A 3,256-nucleotide genomic window follows, 5' to 3' on the forward strand; every position below is an offset into this window, starting at 1 on the left:
GTTCCTGTGGAGCGACCGCGACATCGCGATCACCCGCGCCGGCGCGGAGGCGACCCGCGAGTGGGTCGACGCGCCGTACCAGTTCCTCGAGCTCAGCGGCGTCAGCCACTGGATCCCCACCCAGGCGTCCGACGACTGCGCCGCCGCGATCATCGAGCGCGTGCTGGCCTCCGAGGTCGGTGCATGAGGCCTCCCGCGCCCGAGCCACTGCCGTACCCCGTCGTCGACAACCACTGCCACCTCGACATCGCCGACGGCGATCGGTGGTTCCGCGCCGAGGACGCCATCGAAGCGGCGCGGGCCGTCGGCGTCACCCGGATCGTCCAGATCGGCTGCGACCTGCCGAGCGCGCGCTGGGCGGTCGAGGCGGCCGCGACGTACGACGCGCTGGTCGCCGGCGTCGCGCTGCACCCCAACGAGGCGCCGCGGCTGCCCGACCTCGACGCCGCGATGGCGGAGATCGAGCGGCTGGCCGGCGCGCATGCGAAGGTGCGGGCGGTCGGCGAGACCGGGCTCGACCACTTCCGCACCGGCGAGGAGGGCCGGGTCGTGCAGGTCGAGGCGTTCCGCCGGCACATCGACCTCGCGAAGCGGCTCGACAAGACCCTGGTGATCCACGACCGCGACGCCCACGACGCCGTGCTCGACGTCCTCGACGCCGAGGGTGCGCCGGAGCGCTGGGTGATGCACTGCTTCTCCGGCGACGCCGGCTTCGCGCGCCGGTGCCTCGACCGCGGCGCCTACCTCTCCTTCGCCGGGACGGTCACGTTCAAGAACGCCCGGCCGCTGCGCGAGGCGCTCGCGATCGCCCCGGCCGACCGGGTCCTGGTCGAGACCGATGCGCCGTACCTCACCCCCACGCCGTACCGCGGCCGTGCGAACGCGTCCTACCTGGTGCCGCTGACGATGCGCACGATGGCGGAGGTCCGAGACGAGGACCTCGGGGAACTGTGTGCGACGGTCGAGGCCAACACCGAGACCGCCTTCGGCGGCAGCTGGTAGCCACGGCGACCGGTCTGGTCCGGTTCGCGAGGGCCAGCGGTCGCGTTTGCGCAGGTCAGCGTGGCTTTCGGGAGGGCCCGAGGGGGTCGCGTACGCGGAATTTGCCGTCGAGATCCTGCTCACGATCCACAGATTTCGGCCCGCTCGGTTTGCATTTCTGGCACGTTGGCTGTTCGTCTGGACCGCGAGAAGGCCGGGATCGGGACTGCAAGGACACCAGACCAGTGCGAGTGGGGAACACGTCGGGGCGCACTGGTCCCCGAGGACCGGGACGTACGACGTTCGGAGAATCGTGCCCACCAGTGAGCACAGCAATGAGCAGCATCACGACCGCGGTCTGCTGAGCCGCGCCGCCGGCAGCAGGCCGCTGATGATCGCCCTCGCGGCGGTCGTCGTCCTCGCGATCGCGGGGAGCACCTGGGGCTACAGCGCCCTGAGCAAGACCGTGACCCTGTCGCTCGACGGGCAGTCGCACGAGGTCACCGCCTTCGGCGGGACCGTCGGCGACGTGCTGGAGTCGGAGGGCGTCGAGGTCTCCGCCCGCGACGTCGTCGCCCCGAGCGTCGACGAGAAGATCGAGGACGGCAGCAAGATCTCGGTGCGCTTCGCCCGACCGCTCGAGCTGAGCGTCGACGGCAAGAAGCACACCTACTGGGTCACCGCGACCACCGTCTCGCGCGCGCTCGACGAGCTCGGCCGCGACTACACCGGTGCCGAGCTCTCCGTGAGCCGGGGCGGGTCGATCGACCGGGAGGGCATGAGCCTCTCGGTGGTGACCCCCAAGGTGCTGAAGGTCAAGATCGGCAACCACAAGCCGGTCAAGCGGACGGTCACCGCGCTCACGGTCGAGGACGCCCTCGACGAGCTCGGCGTCAAGGTCGGCAAGCACGACGAGACCAAGCCCGCGCCCGAGCACCTGGTCCGCGACGGCGACCGGCTGGTGTTCACCAACATCAAGGTGGTCACCAAGAAGGTCGACGGCGAGGTCATCGACTTCGGCACCGTCGAGCAGGAGGACGGCTCGATGGTCCAGGGCGAGACCGACGTGGTCCGCTCCGGCAGGACCGGCCTGCGCGACGTGACCTACCGGATCGTCTACCGCAACGGCGAGGTGGCCGTGCGCAAGGTCGTCAGCCAGAAGGTGCTGCGCCAGCCCGTCGACGAGATCGTCAAGGTCGGCACCAAGGCTCCGGTGGCCAACTTCGCCTCCGGCAACAGTGTCTGGGACCGGCTCGCCCAGTGCGAGTCCGGCGGCAACTGGGCGATCAACACCGGCAACGGTTACTACGGCGGCCTGCAGTTCAACCTCGGCACCTGGCAGGCGTACGGCGGCTCCGGCCTGCCGAGCAACGCCAGCCGGGAGACCCAGATCGCCATCGCCACCAAGGTGCGCAACGCCTCCGGTGGGTACGGCGCCTGGCCGGGCTGCGCCGCCGCGCTCGGCCTGCCCCGCTGACGTCACGGTGCCCGCCGCGACGGGAGCGGTGCCGCGCTGACTACGCTGGCGCCCATGTCTGACACCTCCGCCGGTCCGAGGCTCCTCGGACCGGCGGACGTGCGAACGCTCGCCGCCGAGCTCGACCTCCGCCCGACCAAGCAACGTGGGCAGAACTTCGTCATCGACGCCAACACGGTGCGCCGGATCGTCCGCGAGTCCGGCATCGGCCCGCACGACGTCGTCGTCGAGGTCGGCCCCGGTCTGGGCTCGTTGACGCTCGCACTGCTCGCGGTCGCCGGCCGCGTGGTCGCGATCGAGGTCGACGAGGTGCTGGCCGGCCGGCTGCCGGAGACGATCGCGGCGTACGCCCCCGGGCAGGCCGACCGGTTCGAGGTCGTCCTCGCCGACGCCATGCGCGTCGATGCCGTGCCCGGGCCGCCGCCGACCGCGCTGGTCGCGAACCTGCCCTACAACGTCTCCGTGCCGGTGCTGCTGCACCTGCTGACGCTGCTGCCCTCGCTCGAGCGGGGGCTGGTGATGGTGCAGTCCGAGGTCGCCGACCGGCTCGCGGCCGCGCCCGGCTCGAAGGTGTACGGCGTCCCGTCGGTCAAGGCCGCCTGGTTCGCCGACGTACGCCGGGCGGGGGCGATCGGCCGCAACGTCTTCTGGCCCGCGCCCAACGTCGACTCCGGGCTGGTCGCCTGGACCCGGCGGGAGCCGCCGTCGACGACCGCCACGCGCGATCAGGTGTTCGCGGTCGTGGACGCGGCGTTCGCGCAGCGGCGCAAGGCGCTGCGCGGCGTGCTGCGCTCGCTC

The 3,256-nt window shown here is 71.8% G+C and carries 3 protein-coding genes and 1 pseudogene; all 4 read left to right on the top strand.

Translation table 11 applies throughout. From position 1 onward, the window contains the following. A pseudogene (locus VGD85_RS22405) lies at positions 1-187 on the top strand (alpha/beta hydrolase); the annotation flags it as partial. Next, positions 184-1,002: a TatD family hydrolase gene (locus tag VGD85_RS22410; RefSeq protein WP_331065648.1), complete on the top strand. Its 819-nt coding sequence runs from the start codon at positions 184-186 to the stop codon at positions 1,000-1,002. The pseudogene VGD85_RS22405 and the gene VGD85_RS22410, both read left to right, overlap by 4 nt. Positions 1,003-1,294: 292 nt before the next feature. Beyond that, positions 1,295-2,458: a transglycosylase family protein gene (locus tag VGD85_RS22415; RefSeq protein ID WP_331065649.1), complete on the top strand. Its 1,164-nt coding sequence runs from the start codon at positions 1,295-1,297 to the stop codon at positions 2,456-2,458. Between the two features lie 54 nt (positions 2,459-2,512). Beyond that, the coding region (gene rsmA, locus VGD85_RS22420) for a 16S rRNA (adenine(1518)-N(6)/adenine(1519)-N(6))-dimethyltransferase RsmA (RefSeq protein WP_331065650.1) at positions 2,513-3,256 on the top strand (744 nt) is incomplete at its 3' end.

It is taken from the genome of Nocardioides sp. (assembly GCF_036401255.1).
Classification (GTDB): Bacteria; Actinomycetota; Actinomycetes; order Propionibacteriales; family Nocardioidaceae; genus Nocardioides.